This is a genomic window from Pedobacter sp. GW822-FHT03F06 (assembly GCF_058801365.1).
Map to the genome: position 1 here is coordinate 302030 of NZ_JBXANE010000002.1, position 19372 is coordinate 321401.

At 38.2% G+C, this 19372-nt stretch carries 19 protein-coding genes; 7 read left to right on the forward strand and 12 right to left on the reverse strand.

Annotated elements, in window-relative coordinates:
• Together AC1RJ8_RS03885 and AC1RJ8_RS03890 are read right to left on the reverse strand one after the other, a co-directional pair.
• A complete protein-coding gene (locus AC1RJ8_RS03885) occupies positions 1-1092 on the reverse strand; it encodes a PDDEXK nuclease domain-containing protein (RefSeq protein ID WP_492952596.1) in 1092 nt (363 codons plus the stop codon).
• Between the two features lie 8 nt (positions 1093-1100).
• Complete coding sequence (locus AC1RJ8_RS03890) at positions 1101-2381, reverse strand: glycosyltransferase family 4 protein (RefSeq protein WP_492952597.1); 1281 nt, start codon at positions 2379-2381, stop codon at positions 1101-1103.
• Positions 2382-2555: 174 nt separating this feature from the next.
• On the opposite strand from AC1RJ8_RS03890, the gene AC1RJ8_RS03895 reads away from it, so the two are divergent.
• The 3 genes from AC1RJ8_RS03895 (at position 2556) to AC1RJ8_RS03905 (ending at position 8280) form a co-directional block, all read left to right on the forward strand.
• Positions 2556-5753 (forward strand): S41 family peptidase, encoded by a 3198-nt coding sequence (locus AC1RJ8_RS03895; RefSeq protein ID WP_492952598.1) that lies wholly within the window; start codon positions 2556-2558, stop codon positions 5751-5753.
• Positions 5754-5967: 214 nt separating this feature from the next.
• Complete coding sequence (locus tag AC1RJ8_RS03900) at positions 5968-6717, forward strand: class I SAM-dependent methyltransferase (protein WP_492952599.1); 750 nt, start codon at positions 5968-5970, stop codon at positions 6715-6717.
• Positions 6718-6723: 6 nt separating this feature from the next.
• Entirely contained in the window at positions 6724-8280 is a 1557-nt protein-coding gene (locus AC1RJ8_RS03905) for a rhomboid family intramembrane serine protease (protein ID WP_492952600.1), read from the forward strand.
• Here AC1RJ8_RS03905 and AC1RJ8_RS03910 read toward each other — a convergent pair.
• Positions 8277-9728, reverse strand: a complete 1452-nt coding sequence (locus AC1RJ8_RS03910) for an alpha-L-fucosidase (RefSeq protein ID WP_492952601.1) — start codon at positions 9726-9728, stop codon at positions 8277-8279. The genes AC1RJ8_RS03905 and AC1RJ8_RS03910 overlap by 4 nt on opposite strands.
• Before the next feature lie 164 nt (positions 9729-9892).
• Here AC1RJ8_RS03910 and AC1RJ8_RS03915 point away from each other — a divergent pair, with 164 nt between their 5' ends.
• The gene (locus AC1RJ8_RS03915) at positions 9893-10570 is read left to right on the forward strand and encodes a hypothetical protein (protein ID WP_492952602.1); all 678 of its coding nucleotides are present in this window, start codon (positions 9893-9895) and stop codon (positions 10568-10570) included.
• A gap of 119 nt (positions 10571-10689) precedes the next feature.
• On the opposite strand, the gene AC1RJ8_RS03920 is transcribed toward AC1RJ8_RS03915, so the two are convergent.
• From AC1RJ8_RS03920 to AC1RJ8_RS03945, 6 genes are all read right to left on the reverse strand, one after another.
• Positions 10690-11457: a ThuA domain-containing protein gene (locus AC1RJ8_RS03920; protein ID WP_492952603.1), complete on the reverse strand. Its 768-nt coding sequence runs from the start codon at positions 11455-11457 to the stop codon at positions 10690-10692.
• Positions 11458-11494: 37 nt separating this feature from the next.
• Complete coding sequence (locus tag AC1RJ8_RS03925) at positions 11495-11929, reverse strand: low molecular weight protein-tyrosine-phosphatase (protein WP_492952604.1); 435 nt, start codon at positions 11927-11929, stop codon at positions 11495-11497.
• Between the two features lie 2 nt (positions 11930-11931).
• On the reverse strand, positions 11932-12354 hold the full coding sequence (locus AC1RJ8_RS03930) for a hypothetical protein (RefSeq protein ID WP_492952605.1): 423 nt from the start codon (positions 12352-12354) through the stop codon (positions 11932-11934).
• Between the two features lie 116 nt (positions 12355-12470).
• Positions 12471-13277 (reverse strand): S1/P1 nuclease, encoded by an 807-nt coding sequence (locus tag AC1RJ8_RS03935; RefSeq protein WP_492952606.1) that lies wholly within the window; start codon positions 13275-13277, stop codon positions 12471-12473.
• 1 nt (position 13278) lies between these two features.
• The gene (locus AC1RJ8_RS03940; RefSeq protein ID WP_492952607.1) at positions 13279-13791 is read right to left on the reverse strand and encodes a fumarate hydratase; all 513 of its coding nucleotides are present in this window, start codon (positions 13789-13791) and stop codon (positions 13279-13281) included.
• Between the two features lie 7 nt (positions 13792-13798).
• Positions 13799-13981 carry a hypothetical protein gene (locus tag AC1RJ8_RS03945; protein WP_492952608.1) on the reverse strand — a complete coding sequence of 61 codons (183 nt, stop codon included), beginning with the start codon at positions 13979-13981 and terminating at the stop codon, positions 13799-13801.
• A gap of 22 nt (positions 13982-14003) precedes the next feature.
• Between AC1RJ8_RS03945 and AC1RJ8_RS03950 the strand changes: the two genes are divergently transcribed.
• Positions 14004-14165: a hypothetical protein gene (locus AC1RJ8_RS03950; RefSeq protein WP_492952609.1), complete on the forward strand. Its 162-nt coding sequence runs from the start codon at positions 14004-14006 to the stop codon at positions 14163-14165.
• Positions 14166-14344: 179 nt separating this feature from the next.
• Here the strand turns inward: AC1RJ8_RS03950 and fumC are convergent, their stop codons facing one another.
• A complete protein-coding gene (fumC, locus tag AC1RJ8_RS03955; protein WP_492952610.1) occupies positions 14345-15742 on the reverse strand; it encodes a class II fumarate hydratase in 1398 nt (465 codons plus the stop codon).
• 199 nt (positions 15743-15941) lie between these two features.
• Between fumC and rsgA the strand changes: the two genes are divergently transcribed.
• On the forward strand, positions 15942-16862 hold the full coding sequence (gene rsgA, locus AC1RJ8_RS03960; protein ID WP_057931375.1) for a ribosome small subunit-dependent GTPase A: 921 nt from the start codon (positions 15942-15944) through the stop codon (positions 16860-16862).
• 88 nt (positions 16863-16950) lie between these two features.
• A complete protein-coding gene (locus tag AC1RJ8_RS03965) occupies positions 16951-17904 on the forward strand; it encodes a Smr/MutS family protein (RefSeq protein WP_492952611.1) in 954 nt (317 codons plus the stop codon).
• Positions 17905-18101: 197 nt separating this feature from the next.
• On the opposite strand, the gene AC1RJ8_RS03970 is transcribed toward AC1RJ8_RS03965, so the two are convergent.
• Entirely contained in the window at positions 18102-18794 is a 693-nt protein-coding gene (locus AC1RJ8_RS03970) for a pirin family protein (RefSeq protein ID WP_492952612.1), read from the reverse strand.
• Between the two features lie 2 nt (positions 18795-18796).
• Positions 18797-19303: a hypothetical protein gene (locus tag AC1RJ8_RS03975; RefSeq protein ID WP_492952613.1), complete on the reverse strand. Its 507-nt coding sequence runs from the start codon at positions 19301-19303 to the stop codon at positions 18797-18799.
• Positions 19304-19372 lie beyond the last annotated feature (69 nt).

Here is a 19372-nt window from a genome sequence, read left to right on the forward strand (position 1 = left end):
TTAATCCATTAACTTTTTGAGGGTTTCTACATCCGGTAATAAGCCTTTATAAGCAGATGGTAGCACCTTACTGGTTTTGTAGGTAGAAACACCCATTGCTTTGTTAAAATCTCTGAAAGAGAACTCCACCACTTTGTTGTTTTTTTCTTTACATAAAATGATCCCTATTGAGGGCTGTTCGTGAGGTTGCTTTATATATTCATCCAGAGCTGAAAGGTAGAAATTCATTTTGCCCATATATTCTGGCTTAAATTTGCCGGTTTTTAACTCAAAAACCACCAGGCACTGTAAACGGCGGTTAAAAAATAAAAGGTCTAAAAAATACTCTTCTTCTTCTACGATCAACCGGTATTGATTGCCAATAAAAGCAAAATCAGAACCTAATGACATTAGAAACTTTTTAACATTATGTACTATTTCACTTTCTAAAACCCGCTCATCATTTTCGTCAGCATCTTCAATGTTGATGAAGTCCAATAAGTATTCATCTTTGAAAGTCTGCAGTGCTTTTTGCCTTATGTCATCATTAGAAATTGTATTCGAAAAATTGTTTGGCAGTTTTCCGGTTTTTTGAAAAGTCTGGTTGTTGAGATGGTTTTTTAAGGTGCTTAAACTCCAAAATTCAGAAGTGGATTTTTGTATGTAATATCTTTTTTCATCTAGAGATTTTGTGTTTAAAATGATTTCTAGATGGTGTGAAAAACTTAGGTTAAAAAAACTGTTTTCTATTTGGTCCGACACTGTCGGTCTAAATTTAATGTCCTTTAAATCAATGTTTTGTAATTGGCCCGACAGTGTTGGACTAATTAGCGAATGCTCTTCCCATGATTCAAAAAACAAACGCATCCGTTTCATATTCGTTGCTGAAAATCCTCTCAATCCCGGTAGTTCATTTTGTAAATCATTGGAGAGGTTTTCTAAAACTTTAGCACCCCATTTTTCTTCTTTAATTTTAATTGAAATAAACTTCCCAACGGCAAAATACAGCGTTAAAAGTTCTTTGTTTACTAAAGTTGCGGCACGATAGCGACTTTGTAAAATGGCCGACTTCAGGGTCTTAATATTATCGAGATAACTTTTGCCTGGTTCCATGGTAAGTTTTACTTCGGCTGTAAATCAATCAATGTTTCGTAAAGATGGATATGCTCCGCAGCGATTACTTCTTCCGAGAAATCGGTTAAAATACTCAATCTGGCCGCCTTTTGGATTTCTTCTTTATTCGGGCGGTGGTATAGCCATTCAATGCCGTTAGCTAAATCTTCCGCATTTTGATACTCGGCCAGGTAACCGTTCTGCATGTGTTTCACCATATCCGGAATCCCTCCCGTAGTAAAGGCAACAACAGGCGTGGCACACGATAAACTTTCCATCACTGTATTGGGTAGATTATCTTCGAGAGAAGGCGTAATAAAAACATCGGCGGCCGAATAACATTTTGCCAAATGATCGTCTTTATTAATGGTACCCAAAAATGTAGTTTTGAAAGGAAATTCGGGCATTTCTGCATTTTCCTTATTACCGAAAATAACCAGTTCAATATTTTCTTTTTGTATTCCTGCTCTGCGCGAGAGGATTTCTAAAGCTTCGATTAAATAGGGGGTTCCTTTATGTTTGTCGTTTTTTGAGGGCATAAATCCGCTCATCAAAACAAATTTATCAGGATTGATCTTTAAGATTTTTTTTGCCTCCGATTTAACATAAGGTTTAAAAATTTTTGTTTCAATTGTATTCGGTATAACTGTAGTTTTCCGCGTGCCCAACAAACTACTGAACTTTATCGATGCAGCCATCCATTTGCTAGGTGCCACAATGTGAAAATTCAATTCAGTATATGCCTTTTGTTTACGTACCCAGGTTTTATGAGAAATATCATTTTTGCCGCTTATTTTTAAAATCGGGCAGTTGCCGCATTGCTGGTGAAAATTTTCGCACCCATAACGCACGTGGCACCCACCTGTAAAAGCGTTACTATCATGAAAAGTCCATACAATTGGCTTTTCCAGTTCATCAAGCTGGGCTAAAAACTTAGGATTAAGAAAGCCGTGGTTTATCCAATGTAAATGGATAACATCGGCATTTTTAACATCGGGGTGGCTAATTACCGAACGGCCAAACCACTGCAAACTGAAAGGCGTCTTTATTGATTTGCTTAACCATTTTGAATAATATCTTTCGGATAGGATATTGTAAATGGCTTTCGCTTTTTGAAAAGGCGACTTGCTAAAGGTATCTATCTTCGGGTTTTGACCAAATTTATAGTAAACCAATACTTTTGAATCGATTCCACTGGCCTTTAAGGCATCACTTAAGCGCAAACAGGCACGCCCTGCTCCGCCATTTCCATCATAGGTATTTAGGTGTACTACTTTCAAATCAATCAAAAATACATTTTATTGTTTACGAATATAAAATCTGTTGCGTAATTTCATCTTAATATTTTTTATCGCTTTTTTATTGTAGGATGTTCCCTTTAATGTCTAAAATAATAGTCCCAAAGTTTGATGGTTATTTTAAACAAGCCGGGTTAAGGCATCCAAAGCCAAACAAAATAAATCATGATCAAATCGCTGTTGAAATCGCTTGCAACATTCGCATTTTTGTTGCCCATTCATTCATTTGCTCAAGGGCAAACCTACTTTGCTGCATACCCTGCTTTAACGCCCGATGCACAAACAATAGTATTCAGCTATGATGGCGATATCTGGAAAGTACCTGTAAAAGGAGGGGTAGCCTCCAGGGTTACCGCCATGCAAGGGGAAGAAATTAATCCGAAAATATCTCCTGATGGGAAATGGATGGCTTTTTCATCCAATCAGTTTGGTAATTACGACGTATATGTTATGCCTTTAACCGGTGGTGATATTAAACAATTAACTTTTAACGACGCTGCAGATGAAGTAGATAACTGGAGCTGGGATTCAAAAACAATTTATTTCACATCTGGTCGCTATAATTCTTTTTCGAGTTATAAAGTAAGTGTAAACGGTGGTACGGCCGTTCGTTTATTCGATAATTATTTCAATACTACGCACCATATTGCCGAATCGCCAAGTGGTGAACTGTTTTTTAACGATACCTGGGAGAGTTACCGATTTGCAAACCGCAAACACTACAAAGGAGCCTACAATCCAGATATCCAATCGTACAACCCAAAATCGAAAAGTTATAAAAGTTATACCGATTATATCGGGAAAGATTTCTGGACCAGTGTTGATCAAAAAGGGAATGTCTTTTTTGTATCAGATGAGGGCAATGAGGAATACAATCTGTACACTTTTATTGGTGGCAAGAAAACAAGCCTGACTAATTTTGATACTTCCATTAAACGCCCCTTTGTTTCGGCCAATGGAACTACGGTTGTGTTTGAGAAGGATTATCAATTGTACACCTACGATGTAGCTTCGAAGAAAACCGAGAAAATCAATATCAGTACTTCGCGTAACCAAGTGTTGAGTAAAGAGCAGGAGTACGATGTTCGCGGAAATATTTCGGCTTTTGATGTTTCTACTGACGGGAAAAAAATGGCTTTTATTTCACGTGGTGAAGTATTTGTAAGCGATGCAGACGGAAAATTTATCCGTAAGATTACCAACAGTGGTGAACGTGCTTTAGAATGCAAATGGCTGGCCGATAACAAAACAATTCTATTCAGTCAAACGGCAAATGGCTATCAAAACTGGTTTACCATTACTGGTGATGGAAAAGGATCTGTAAAACAGCTTACAAAGGATAAAGCAAATGTACGCGATATTACCTTGAACAAAACTAAAACCATGGCGGTGTACCTGAGCGGCAGAAACGAACTCAAGCTAATGGATCTTAAAACTTTTGATGCTAAAACGTTGGTGACCGACGAGTTTTGGGCCCTACAAAGCGCTGCGCCAAGCTTTTCACCTAATGATGAATATGTACTTTTTACGGTATACCGGAATTTCGAGCAGGACATTATGGTACACAGCATTAAAGGCAATAAAACCATTAATTTAACCAATACAGGTGTTACCGAAACAGGGCCTGCATGGTCGCCAGATGGCAAGTATATTTTCTTTACCAGCGCCCGTACCAAGCCTTCTTACCCAACGGGAATGCAGAATGCGCACATTTACCGGATGGCATTGAACAATTATGATGAACCTTACCGTTCTGATAAGTTTGATGACCTGTTTAAAGAAACCAAACCTGCACCAACTGAAATTAAGCCTGCAATAACTGATAATAAAAATGATAAAAAAGCAAAAGCAGATACAGCTAAAAAGAAAACTGAGGTAAAACCTACGCCAAAACCAGCAAATGTAATTACCATTAATACACAGGATATTTTAGATCGGGTAGAACTGGTTGGCCCTTCATTTGGTGGCCAGTACGGAACTGATGCTTTTGCAAAAGGCGATAAAACTTATGTTTTTTATTCATCTAACCACGAAGGTGGCGCCCCAGGCCTTTACCGCACTACCATTGAGCCTTTTGAAGCCAATAAAACAGAAAAAGTTGCTGATGGGGGCGATTATTCGATTATTTCATCAGGGGATAAATTTTTCGTTTTATCAAGAGGTGCAATCAATAAATATACCTTAGAAGGGAACAAGCTTGACCGCGTAGACCACGGTTATAAATTTACCAGAAACCTGAATGCCGAGTTTAACCAGATGTTTTACGAAACCTGGGTAGGTTTGGATGAAAATTTCTATGATGAAAAATTTCATGGTGTAGACTGGGATAAAATGAGAACACGTTATGCCGCTTATCTGCCCTATGTGAACAACCGCAGTGACCTGAGGATTTTATTGAACGATATGTTGGGCGAACTGAATTCTTCGCATATGGGCTTTAACAGTGCAGGGGCAGAGGAACGTAAAAACCTTACTTACATCACCAACGAAACAGGAATCATCTTCGATAATGAAAATCCTTTAAAGGTTAAACGTATTGCGGCTAAAAGTAATGCCGCCCGTACCGGAACCAATATTTTGGCAGGAGATATTCTTACAGAAGTAAATGGTGTTAAGGTAGATGAAAAAATAGACCGCGATTATTATTTTAGTAAACCATCATTGGATAGAGAAATCACTTTGACCTTTAAGCGTAACGGAAAAGATGTTTTCGTAAACGTACATCCTGAAAGTTCAGGTACTTTGCGTGGAAATCTTTACGATGAGTGGATCACTCAAAACCATAAAAATGTTGATAAATGGAGCAACAACAGGATTGCTTATTCTTACATGAAAAACATGGGTGGTGGAGAATTGGAAACTTTCTTGTTGGATATGGTTGCTCAAGAAGAAAATAAGGAAGCCATTATCCTCGATCTGCGTTACAATACCGGAGGGAACGTACATGATGATGTGCTAAAATTCCTTTCTCAGCGCCCTTATTTACAATGGAAATACCGCGGCGGTAAAATGGCGCCACAAAGTAATTTTGGCCCTGCAGCAAAGCCAATTGTATTGCTTATTAATGAACAATCTTTAAGTGATGCTGAAATGACGGCTGCAGGGTTTAAACAATTAAAATTGGGTAAGATTATCGGTACAGAAACCTACCGTTGGATTATTTTTACTTCGGCTAAAGGATTGGTTGATGGTTCTTCTTACCGTTTGCCATCGTGGGGCTGTTATACCATGGATGGCAAAAACATCGAGAAAGAAGGCGTTAAGCCAGATATCTTCGTGAAAAATACTTTCGAAGACCGCCTGGCAGATAAAGATCCTCAACTCGAAAAAGCGGTGTCCGAGATTTTGAAAGATTTGAAATAAAGTTAATTAAGCGCTCAAAATCGTCATTTCGATCCGATAGCTATCAGATGAACTGCAATGGAGAAATCTTTTCCGCGACTTTAAAAGATTTTTCCACTGCGGTCGAAATGACGATGAAGTTTCAATGTGATATTTTTTATCAGTTTAAACAGTTAACCATTTTAGGCAGTTAACCAAATTTTTCCGTTTCTTTGGGATTGGAATTATTTAAAACATGGCAAATTTATTAACCGACAGGGCTTTTTGGGTAAATTATTGGGAAAGTAAAAAAGGGCTAGCGGTTCAGTTACCTTCAAACTATTTATTTCATCAGCAACTGGCCGATGTTATTCAGAAAGATAATGTTAAAACCGCTATAGAATTGGGTGGTTTTCCGGGTTATTATGCCGTATTCCTGAAAAAATATTTCAAACTTGATGTTACCCTTCTCGATTATTTTGTTCATCCACCGGTTGTAAATGAGCTTTTAGAAAAGAACGGCTTAACCGAAAAGGATATCCATATCATTGAAACTGATCTTTTTAATTACGCGCCCGAAAAGCAGTATGATCTTGTACTAAGCTGCGGTTTAATTGAACATTTTAACGATACTGCTGATATTATTAACCGTCATATCGCTTTCGTAAAACCAGGTGGCACATTGTTTATCACGCTGCCAAATTTTAAAGCAGTTAACGGCTGGTTTCAAAAGAATTTCGATAGAGAAAACTACGATAAACACAATATTGATAGCATGAACCCAGTGTTATTGAAATCTATCTGCGAGCAGGCCGGACTTAAAGAAGTAAAATCTGATTATTTTGGTCGATTTAGTGTATGGCTGGAAAATGAAAGCCAGAAATCGGCAGGCGTTCGTTTATTTAAGAAAGTAGTTTGGCTGACCGGAAAAGTATTTACAAAGATTATTCCATTCGAAAGCAAAAATCTATCACCTTATATTATCTTAGTAGCGAAAAAAATATAACGCGCTATGTCAATCAGTTGGGGGTACTCGCCTAAAATTGAAAAATATATTCCTTTGGCCGATTTTCCGGCAGATAAATACTTAATTGTTGCCAGGCAGGCCATTGAAAATCTGGGATGGAAGTTAAGTCACTTATCAGAAACCGGGATTATTGCTTATACACCATTATCTTTTCAATCCTATAGTGAGGAGATCTCGATCCGTATTATCCGCAATTTTGCCGTAGTAAAAAGCGAATGCGTAGGTATTCAGCTGCTTTTAAATGATTATGGGAAGAATGATGCAAACCTCGAAAAGTTCTTTCATGAATTTGAATACGTGGAGTATCACCTAAAGGATTCGTGGGATGAAATTAGAGTTAAATTCCATGAATTAGTTGCCACTACCGATGGTACTTATTTTGAAAAGGCCCCATTAGCCATTAAAAATAAGATCAAAAATGTTTTCTTCCTGTTTTTTCCTCAAAAGGGTTATATCGTTACCCCAATCCTGGTTGCATTGAATGTTCTGTATTGGGTTTTAATAACGTTTGTAACATTTGTTTACAGGCAATACTTACTAACACAAGCCTACCAAACAGGTTCTAAAGAAAGTTTTGTTGAAAAAATACAAACCTTATTGGTTTATTTTGGTGTGAGCAATAAATTCCTGGTGCTTGATGGGCAATATTGGAGACTAATTTCAAGCTTATTTATCCATGTGTCGTTTTCTCATCTGTTTTTTAACATGTACGCATTAATCTATTTAGGGTTAATGGTTGAAAATAAATTAGGTTGGAAAAAATTCTTAACTATTTATTTGTTAAGTGGCATTTGTGGCGGATTTATCAGTTTACTTTTTCACGAATCGGGTTATATTTTTGGCGCTTCTGGTGCGGTTATGGGCGTAATGGGTGCACTTATAGCACTTTTGCTCAATAAATATTTTGAGAAAAATGCAGGCCGGGCATTGTTGATCAGTACAGTTTTTGTAACTGCGATAATTATTTTAAACGGATCATTATCTAAATCAACTGATAATGCAACACATATTGCAGGCATGATAGCTGGTTTTATAATCTGTTATGTTTTTAGCTTTAAATTACAAAAGCAGCCTTGGCAGAATACTCAATTGCGCTATGCGGGCGTGTTTATTTTATTTATCGCTTTTTCGTTTGGAGTAGCCTTTTTTACTCCGAATTATCAAACGCAACAATACAAGAAGCTAAGGGATAGTTTTAGCGATAACCTGATTTCCTTTAATCAGCTTTTATATTTGAAAGCATCCTTATCAAAAGAGGAAAAACTTAGAGAAGTGAACGATTATGGCATTATCCCCAGCCAGAATAACCTGCAAATTATCAAACAGATGAAGCCTCTTAAGCTTAAAGATCTAGAGGCTTACGATCGTTCGAAGAAAGCAGAAATTGCAAAAAAAATGTCTCTTGCTGTTGCTTTGATGTTAAGGGATATTCAAGCTGATAGCGTATCAAAGTACAGTAAACAAACATCCAAAGAAATATCCAATGTTGCAGAACTCACTTTCAAACTTAGCGATAGCTTAAGCAGGGCAAATCAAAATTAGTTTGTGAATTTATATATCCCAATTTCACTTAAAGTAATACAAACAGGCGATTTGGTAATATTTATTTTTATTTTATTAGTTGTAACAGGGCTCTCCAATTTAATCAAACGTTTCGCGCCGATGCTCGTGCCCTCGTAAACTTTTTTCCATGCATTGTTTTCAAATACCTCAATGGTGTAGCCCTCAATTCGCTGACCCAAGGGAATATACTCTTGTAGGCTAATGATATCAAAGGTTTTCGCTGTTTTTAAATCTAGTTCTAAACTGGCCTGATGAATGTTATCCTGCGTGGCCCAGTAACTTTCCCTGTTGCCATCGAGCAAGGCAGCAACATCATACTTTTTGCCCCGGCCATTACTCGCTTTAATCGATGCATTTTTGGCCAGGTTACGCTCGAAGGTATGTTTAACCATATCGCCAAAAGTTTTCAAAGCAGTTACATCATCATCATGAAGTTGTCCACGGGTATCGGGTGCTAAACCCAGATCTAAACCTGCGCCACGGCCAACACTTTTTAAATATAGATCGAACAGTGTTTCTGGGTTTTTAGGTTTTTCGTTGGCATGGTAAAACCACCCTTTTCTTAAAGGAACATCGCATTCTGCTGGCATCCAGAATTTACCGTTTCGTATTCCTTCAGGGCTTTGCGGATAATTTGCCTGGCCGGGAACGGCTTCATTTTTCCCATCAGGAGCCATTGGTGTAAAGGTTGCCCATGAGGTTGGCGCTGCATGTCCATCTTCATTGCCCACCCAGCGGATATCCAAACCTATATCGCTAAAAATATTGGCCATCGGTTGCATTTTACGGGTAATGGCCCAGGTGTTTTTCCAGTCGTAATAGGTCGTGTTATCTATCGAGCGTTTTTCTTTTGCACCACCATAATAGCCATCACCACCGTTTGCACCATCGTGCCAGCTCATAAAAAGTTCGCCAAAATTGCTATAAAGCTCCTTTAACTGGGCCTGATAAATGGCCAGATATTTATCGGTACCATAAAGCGCATTGTTCCTGTCCCATGGCGAGCAGTATACGCCAAACTTTAAACCATTTTTACGTACGGCCAGCTCCACTTCTTTAACTAAATTTCCTTTTCCTGCTCTGAAAGGACTTTTACTGATATTATAATCGGTCGTTTTGGTTGGCCATAAAGCAAAACCATCATGATGTTTTGCAACTAAGATAATGCCTTTTAATCCACCAGCCTTAGCTGCTTTAATAATTTGATCGGCGTTAAAATCTGTCGGGTTAAATGTTTTCGGATCCGCATCGCCGAAGCCCCATTCTTTGTTTTCGAATGTAGTTGGCGTAAAATGGATTAGGCCGTAAACTTCAATATCATGCCAGGCCAGTTGCCTTTTTGATGGTAGTACACCGTAAGGTTTAGGCGGTGTTTGGGCGTAAATTGCTGTTGTTAAGAATAGAAAAAGAATTAATATGGGTTTCATCATCATTATAGCTTAGATCTAACTAAAGTACAAAAAAATAACAGCTGAAGGAAAAGAGTTAATCAATATTTAACGTCTTGAAAATGTAAACACGAAATTATTTTTACATCTTGATCGTTACATGGATTCACCAAACATTTAATTTCAGTTTACGTTAATTAACTATGAGCGCTTTTATCCAGAATCCTCCCGATGGAGGTACAATGTATACTGAAACGAATCTTAGCCAGCTTTTTCCTGAGCCATTTAATACTATAACTAGTTGCTTTTTTTTGGCTATTGCAGTGTATTGGACAATAAAAATTTGGGGGAATTTTAAACAGCATACTTTTCTGACCATTGCCCTGGTTTTACTTTATATAGGTGGAATTGGAGGCACCACTTATCATGGATTGAGGCGTTGGCCAATTTTTATTATGATGGACTGGATGCCGATTATGATTTTGTGCCTTTCGGCTGGTGTTTACTTTCTTTCGAAGTTAACCAAGTGGTATTTTGCCGTTCTAATTGTAGCGATATATGCCTTCTTCCAGTTTTATGTTCGAAGGCTTTTTAGCAATGGCGATTTTCAGATTTTTATCAATATCAATTATGCTTTTATGGCTGGGCTGGTTTTATTTCCTGTATTTGGCTATTTGATCAAAACAGAATGGAAAAATGGCAAATGGGTTGGCTTTGCCCTAATTGCTTTCATTTTTGCGCTAACTTTCCGCATTGCCGATAAATGGGATGTGTTTACAATTGGTACTCACTTTTTATGGCATACTTTCGGGGCCGTAGCTTCTTTCTGTATGCTGAATTATATTTATTTGGTTAATCTGAAAAAAGCCAGATCTTCATAAATATCTATTCCTGAAACCTGCGGCTCCAAGTGCAAGCAATGTGCTTTCTCAGTTGTTTTATTAGATTTGGATGAAAGGTCGAGCCCGCTGATAATTGTTCAGCGGGCTCAACCTTGATCTTATAATTTTGAATGGGCCTTACTGTAGTCCAGTTTCTTTTGTCCGCCTATGGCATATTCAATGCCTCCCCATAAATGGTTCTGGAATTTACCTTCTGTCCAGCCTTCTTTGGTATGGCCCATACAGGTATAGAAAGCCCTGCCGCCATCAAAATTGTGGTACCAGCTAAAAGGATGGAAATTGCCATTTTTACCGCCAGTATACGATTTCTCGTCTAAGGTAATCAGCACTTTAATATCTGGATTGATATCCTTAAAGTTATATAGCTCATCTTTTCTCATCCAAACTGAATCGGCAAAGAATTTGGTTGAAGGATGTTTTTTGTCTTTAATGATAAATTTAGCTTCCTGTACGGCCGGGTGACTGATGAAATAAGCGCCGGCCAATTTGCCGTACCAAGGCCAATCGTATTCAGTATCCGTTGCGGCATGGATGCCCACATAACCTCCACCTGCCTGGATATATCTTTCGAAGGCTACCTGTTGTTTATTGTCTAAAACATCGCCTGTTGTATTTAGAAAAATAACAGCAGCATATTTTTTAAGGTTATCTTCTGTAAACAGATCGGCATTTTCTGTGGTATCTACATCAAAATGATGTTCGATACCTAATTTTTGGATAACTTCTTTTCCGGTTTCAATAGAATTGTGCCTAAAGCCTTTGGTTTTGGAAAAAACTAAAACTTTTGCCGATTTCTTAGCAGTGGTATAGCTTTGGAATAAAAAAACGGATGTAATTAACAAACATACTGACAGGTACTTTTTCATTTTTGACTTGGTTAGTGATTGATATTGAGCTTTAAATTTAAGAAAGTTGTTTGATAATTTCTCTACACCTTTCTTCAACCTGTCTGCAAACGGGGTTAAACAGGGCATTATCCCAATATGGGTCTGTAACTTCGTCGTTATCAAGGAAAAGTTTAACCTTTTTCCGCTCCTCATTGGTTTTAGCGAGACTTTGAACATCAGCTAAATTATTCCTGTCCATAACCAAAATCAGATCGTATTTAGCAAACATGGAATGGTTAAATTGTTGCGCCCGCTGCTTGCTGATATCGTAACCTAGCGCTTTCGCTGCCGAAATACTCCTGTGATCCGGGGCTTTGCCGATATGCCAGTTACCCGTTCCTGCCGAAGAAATTTCCCAGTTTAAGTTTCGTTCATTAACCAGATGGCGCATAATGCCTTCAGCCAACGGTGAACGGCAGATGTTACCAAGGCAGACCATTAAAATTTTCAATATTATTTGGATTTATATACAAAAACAAATGTATAAATAATTCCCCCTTCTCCTGGGTTTGAAGTACTTTGTGTTAATCTATCTCCCTTTAATGTCATTGGTGATTGTGGCGCATAAGATAAAAAAATCTGATCACCATCCCTTCTCCAGGTTCTAATGCTTGTGTCAGATATCATATCGCAAAGCGCTCCGTTGGAACCTGAAGTGTATGTGCCATCCTGAGAAAAAGAGATCATGGAATTACTCACACAACTGGCTGATCCCATCAGTTCCATATAGTTGGTGCTCGTTTTTTGGCCAATGGTCATTGCCGGGCTAACTGTAACCGATTCGATGCGCCAGTCTTTTTGGGTTAATGTTTTGTCAAGATCTTTTTTGCAGCCGAACGCTAAACAAACAGTTAAAATAAGGATTAATTTTTTCATGGTTTATAATCGGTTTTGGTTTATATCTAATTAAACGAGTTTTATGGTTGATATGCTACAGACAAAAAAAATGCCCCAAGCTTTTAGCATTAGGGCATCGAAGAATATCTGAAATATTATCCGTAGATATCGTTTAACATTTTAGCCAAACGCACACCACCTTTTAGTAACTGGCTGTTGAGGGTTTCAACCCAATCAAAATTGTAGCGGTAGCTTAATTTAGCATCCGGTTTGGTGGTATCATAAATTTTGTTGCAAATGGTGTACGATTCATAAATGCAATCTTTCAAGTTTGTGTTCTGCCAGTTGTAAAGTTGAACAGCCGAAGGATGATTAATTGCTTTCGCATATTCTGTATAGCTTAACTGCTGATACTCGATAAGCTGTTCATCCCAAACCCTGTGGATATTCGATTTTTCATTGAACCATAATACCGAAATGCGGTTACCACCCAAATCCTCTTTACGGGCAACATGCATCGGTTGAGATAAATCGCCAGCCAGGTGCACCAACATGCGTAAAGCCAATTTCTTTTCGGCTGGGGTGCTGCTTACTTTCTTTAATACAGCAATTAGATCAGGTATTTTGTTGTAAAGATTAGGCGATTTTTCAGTTTCTAAAAAGTTGTAAACACCATCCTTGTTGAGCCCCACAGGAAGATTAACAAAATGCCAGTTATACATGTAATTGTAGGTAGAGTCTGATTTGATGAAATCGCCCCAGTTGGCACTCATGGCCAAAGTTTCGTAACCTAAAATGCCCTGAATAGCCTTGCGTGTTTTAGCTTTTAGGTAGCTATCGGCAATTTCGCCAACTACCCGGTGACCAATAGTCCCCCAGGCATTTGCCTGAATTGGTAAATAGGCTAAAAAACCAAAAACCAGCGCAATGGTTAATTTCTTTTTAATGGATGTTAAAATCATTTTATAATTCTTTTTGTATACAGGTAATTTTTTCTTTGAGGATTAATTTGATTTCGCGCTGATCGCTTAAACTTTCTAAGAATAAGGTATCTGCAGATTTCTTTTTGATCAGGAAGTTCTTATCGTATCGGCCAATGCGGTAACATCCCGATATTTTTTGTTTATGATTAGCATGCGTAAAGGTGGCGCCAACAAATAGGGTATCACCTTTAACTACGTAAACACCTTTGGCATATTCTTTCCAAATGCCATTGTTGTAGCAGGAATCTTCGTAAAAATTCACTTTGCTGTGGGTAACCATATCAATATAAACAGAATCGCAGGTAAATTTGAAGTGGTGCTGTGTGTAGTTGCTCAGTTTATTGCTAAAAGCGACAGAATCTTCATTCCAGACACCTTGCATAAAATCTTCACCTTTGCCCTGTATATTAGGCCGCGGACTACAAGCTACATGTAAGATAGATAATGTAAGGATGATGTAGAAATTCTTTAAACCGGGGTGCAGCTTGTTCATTGTATTGTTAATCGATGCTTTTAGGAAATTGATCGTGGATGACAGCATCCTTTTTAACGGTATTGTAAACCAAAATGAAAAGCCCGGCTGCAAAACAAAGACTGGCTATAAAGCTAATGACGCCTACGATAGAATAGTACTTTGAAACTTCTGTATAAGCTAAATGTTGAGCTGAAATTAGTAATGGCATTAAAAAACTGTAAAATAGGTTAATGAGCAGGCCAATACCCGAGCCAATGGTCATTAAAATGGCCTCAACTGAAGATCTTTTTATTAAAAAAAAGCAACAGGTTCCAAATACGATGCAAGGCGATATGATGGATACTAAGCTGAGCAATGTAGAGAGTACTGAATTCATTTTACCTGTGTTTTAATTAACCGTATTGATTAGAACTGTAATTGTTGAAGCTAGCAAAGAGGTTGTAGCATAAAATACTTTCACTTGGATTTGTCACGTTGAGCCTGTCGAAACGCTTAATTATAAATTTATAGCGGGTCCTTCGACAGGCTCAGGATGACAAATTTTATATTTTATAACATCTTTGAAAATTAATTATTTCAAACTGCCAACCATGTCTTCCGGGCGAACCCATTCATCAAACTGTTCGTTGGTTAACAAGCCCAGCTCTACAGCTGCAGCTTTTAAAGTTTTATTTTCTTTGTGCGCTTTCTTTGCAATTTTAGCAGCGTTTTCGTAACCCACATGCGGATTTAAAGCCGTAACCAACATTAAAGAATTTTGTAAGTGTTTCTCAATTTCTGGCAAGTTAGCGGTGATTCCTTCCGCACATTTATCGGTAAAAGAAACACAGGCATCACCTATTAAGCGGGCGGATTGCAAAACGTTAGCCGCAATTAGCGGTTTAAATACGTTAAGTTCAAAATGGCCGCTCATCCCGCCCACAGAAACGGCAACATCGTTACCGATTACTTGTGCACAAACCATCGTTAAAGCTTCTGGTTGCGTAGGGTTAACTTTACCTGGCATAATTGAAGATCCCGGTTCGTTATCAGGAATTACAATTTCGCCAATACCACAACGTGGGCCGGAGCTCAACATTCTTACATCGTTAGCTACTTTCATTAAAGCAACCGCAGTACGTTTTAAAGCGCCAGAAAGCTCTACCATTGCATCATGCGCTGCTAAAGCCTCAAATTTATTTGGAGCCGTAACAAATGGCAATCCGGTTAAATCGGCAATTTTTTTAGCCACTAAAACATCGTATCCTTTTGGCGTATTTAAGCCTGTACCAACTGCGGTACCACCCAAAGCCAGTTCGGCAACCATAACCAAGGCATTTTTAATGGCCCTGATGCTATTGTCGATCTGTTGTACATAACCCGAAAATTCCTGTCCTAAGGTAAGTGGCGTAGCATCCATAAAGTGTGTACGCCCGGTTTTAACAATTGCACTGAATTCTTCAACTTTTTGAGCTAAAGTATTTCTTAGTTTCTCTAAACCTGGAATGGTATTTTCTACCGTAAGTTTATAGGCTGCAATATGCATTGCAGTAGGGTAAGTATCGTTTGATGACTGTGATTTATTTACATCATCATTAGGGTGAAGCACTTTTTTATCGTCAGCTAATGAACCACCGTTAATTACATGAGCACGGTTTGCGATCACTTCGTTACCATTCATGTTGCTTTGCGTACCCGAACCAGTTTGCCAGATTACCAATGGGAATTGATCATCTAACTGTCCAGCAATAATTTCATCACATGCTTTAGCTATTAAATCGGCTTTTTCTGCTGATAATACACCCAGCTCGGTATTGGCAAGCGCAGCTGCTTTTTTCAGATATCCAAAAGCGTGGATAATCTCTTTTGGCATCGAACCTTCTGGTCCGATTTTGAAGTTATTGCGTGAGCGTTCGGTTTGTGCACCCCAGTATTTGTCGGCTGGTACCTGCACCTCGCCCATGGTATCGTGTTCTATTCTGAAACTCATTATATTTTTGATTTTTGTTGTCGCAAATTTAGGTTTTTTGCCTTTTAAAGCGTTGGATTTATGTAAGATATTTAATGGATAACAAAATATATTGTCGAAATATCTGTATTCCTTTTTATTCTCCATCATTAATGTACAAACTTTTATCCTGATTAGCCGCTTCTACCAATGAAATCATATTCATACCTTTACCGCAAATATGCAGGGATTAGTTATTAAATCTACAGGGAGCTGGTATAGTGTTTTGGCCGATAATGGCGAACGCTATGATTGCCGGATTGTAGGAAAATTCAGGATTAAAGGACTTAAAACCACCAATCCGATTGCGGTTGGCGACAGGGTGAAATTTGATCTGGAACGGGATAGTAACCAGGGTTTGATACACGAAATGCTACCACGTAAAAACTACATCATCCGCAAATCGATCAACCTAAGTAAGCAGGCACAGATATTGGCTGCAAATTTGGATATGGCCATGCTGGTGGTTACGCTAGCTTCGCCCCGTACATCTTTAGGTTTCATCGATCGTTTTCTGGTTACGGCCGAGGCTTACGATGTACCTGCAGTTTTGGTGTTTAATAAACTCGATCTGTTTAGTAAAGAGGGTTTAGAAATTCTTCAGGAGTTCAAAGATATATACGAGAATATCGGTTATGCCTGCTATGAAGTTTCGGCTTTAAAAGGTATTAATATTCCGGTTATTCAGGAATTGATTACAGATAAAATTACACTGATATCTGGTCACTCGGGTGTGGGGAAATCGAGTTTGATTAATGCATTATTGCCCGATCGCGATTTAAGAACGGGGGAGGTTTCAGACTGGAGCGATAAAGGGCAGCATACCACTACTTTTGCCGAAATGTTCGAACTGCCACAGGGCGGTTTCATTGTCGATTCTCCTGGAATTAGAGAACTGGGCGTTATTGATATTGAAAAAGAAGAACTAGGTCATTTTTTTAGAGAAATCTTTAAAACCTCGCACGATTGCCGTTTTAACAACTGCAGGCATGTTAACGAGCCTGGATGTGCCGTTTTAGCAGCAGTAAACGATGGTGAAATTGCAGTTTCGAGGTATGAAAGTTACCTGAGCATTTATCACGGAAACGATACTCGTCATTAATTGAGTCAGGGGTCGGAAGTCTGAGGTCCGAAGATATAATCTGATTAAATGCATGGGACTAAACCTTTGCCAAAAAAAAATAAAGAAAATGAAATTTAAACTGGGAGATTTTGTGCGTTTTGTTGATGAAAAACGTGAAGGTTATGTAACTAAAATTATCGATAGCCAAACTTTGGGTGTTACCGATGAAGATGGTTTCGAGATACCTGTTGCGGTGAGTAATTTAACTTCTGTGCATGGCCATGGTGTTGTAGCCGAAGCGTTGGATGCGCCAAAACCCATCCAGGTAAATATCCCCAGCATTAACAAAATCGAAAACGGTATTTATATAGCTGTTGCTACCGATGATAAGGCTGGTAATGTGGTGCATTTTCACCTGCAGAACCATTCTCCAAATATTTTACTGGTAAGCTTAACCACCGAGCGTAAAGAAAAATATGCAGGTGCTTTTCATGGGATAATCGAATCTTACGGCTCTACTTTAGTTTATTCTGCATCTTTGGCCGATCTTGACCTTTGGCCAGAATTTAACTTTCAGGTTTTAGTATTTAGCAAAACTGATGTGAAACCTATCGACCCTTTAGTAATCCGTAAGAAATTTAGGGCAAAAGATTTTAGCACCGAACAAAAGGAATTGCCTCAATTGAGAAATAAGGGCTGGTTAATCCGTTTGGATGACCTGGTTCCGGTAACCATCGATCCACAGAAATTAAAAGAAAGTTTTTTCAAATCTACCGAAGAGAAAAAAACGGTGGCAGCTCCTCAAAAAGAAATCGATTTACATATCGAAAAACTGAGAGATGATCATCATTTTTTAGAAGCTGATGAAATGCTGCAGATCCAGGTCAATCATTTTCAAACCGCCATGGATGCTGCGGTTGTGCATCATTTCGATAAAATCGTTTTTATCCATGGTTCTGGTAATGGTACTTTGAGAGATAAAATCCATAAACTGATCAGTAAAAACCCACATGTAAAAACATACATGGATGCCAGAAAAGAAAAGTTTGGCTATGGCGCTACGGAAGTAGTTTTTAAATAATAGGCTTTTATTTGTGGTGTAAGATGTTACCATCTTACACTGAATCAAATCTTTTTAGATATGCACTAAGTCAGATGGTAACATCTGACTTCACGACGAAACGAAGAAATTCTTTCATTCCATCCGTCATTCTGAACTTGTTTCAGAATCTATTAGTAAATTAAAGATTCTTCACTGCGTTCAGAATGACAAAAAAACTAAAATCCAAACTCCAAAGCCACCACAATCGCATTATTGCTCAAGGCCTCCAAGGCTACCTGTTCAATATCCCAGAGTGCTAAACCGTCTCTTGCATGCATCAAGCGGCCTTCAATTTCGAAAGCCCCATCAATAATAAAAGCATAAAACTGATGATTTGGGCTTTGCATTTTATAAACTGCTTCTTCGCGACCAGCAAAAATGCCTGCACTTAATTTAAAAGGCAATTTCGGGTTCGCAATAATTTCGAGTAGCTGGTTCTGGTTTTTTTCAAAATCGAAACCGAAAAGCATTTCGCTTGCCCGCATTAAAAACATATCGGTTTTAATCCCAAACTGTATGTAGTTAATTAGGTTGTTTTGATAAGGATTGCTGATTTCCAATACTTCGCCCCTCCCCATATTCAACACCTGTACTTGCCCGGTTTCTAAAGCAAATTCTTTTCCATTGGCAACAATATCAATTCCGCCGGTAATGGGCATAAATATCTGGAGCGAATCTTCTTTGCATAGAAAAAAGGTAACCTTTCCGCCAGCAATCGATTCATCATTGCATAAAAATAAGTTACCAAAAGCTTCTCTGTGTTCGCTGTAATATTTCTCAAAATTAAAGGTGCTGTATCTTCTTAGTGCCGAGGTTTCTGTTAAGCCCCGCTCATCGGCTAAAAATATTTTTCCAGGTTTAAGTTCCATCGTTAATCAATGTTTTTTATGGCATGGATACTTACGAAAGGCTGGATCTGAAAAAGATTTGTGAAAACTTCATCTTCATTACTTTCTTTAAATTGCGATACCAAAAGCAAATTATCTATTGTATCGTGCCAAACCAGCGGTTTTGAGAAAAAATTGATGGCCACTTTATGCTTTTCAAGACTGTTAATATCCGAATTGATTAATTCGAATTTAAAGTTTTCAAAAGTCAGGAAACGTCTGCCTAAATTATCCAGTACATCAGGGATAATTCCATTTAACTGGCGCAAATAGCCAGTAATTGCTGCGCTGACCAGAAAATGTAATTTCTCAGCCTCTGGAACATTCAATACCATTTCGGCAAAAGTAGTAAATCGCTCTTCCTGATTATAAAACTGTGCCTGCATTTTAAACTCAGCAAAACTGTCTTCATGTACAAACTTGTCCCAAGCGCTGGTATTGGTTGCATCAATTATTTTTCGATAACATAGCGTAATTACTTTCCTCGACATGGCATAAAATTAAAAAAGACGCTAAGAAATCCTAACGTCTTTATGAAAATAAAACAATTATAAGGATTA